This window comes from Streptomyces sp. 7R007, from assembly GCF_054850255.1.
Map to the genome: position 1 here is coordinate 1 of NZ_JBTWMV010000206.1, position 242 is coordinate 242.

The window sequence follows — 242 nt, forward strand, 5'->3', positions numbered from 1 at the left end:
CGGTTTGTGGAGATGGGCAAGAGGGATGTCCGTGAGGGTGTGGGGGTGTGGTATCGGGCGTTTGATCTGGTGTCCGATGCGGGCGGGGAGTTGATCGCGGTCATGTTGGGTCGGCTGCGGGCGCTGTTGGTGGAGGGGGTGTGGGAGGCGTTGCCGGTGCAGGTGTGGCCGTTGGCGCGGGCGCGGGAGGCGTTGCGGGTGATGAGTTTGGCGCGGCATACCGGCAAGGTGGTGTTGCGGGT

The 242-nt window shown here is 66.9% G+C and carries 1 protein-coding gene; it reads left to right on the forward strand.

The window, feature by feature from the left end:
- Positions 1–12: 12 nt before the first annotated feature.
- A partial coding sequence (locus tag ACYF6T_RS44810) for a zinc-binding dehydrogenase (protein ID WP_461703740.1) occupies positions 13–242 on the forward strand: 230 nt, incomplete at its 3' end.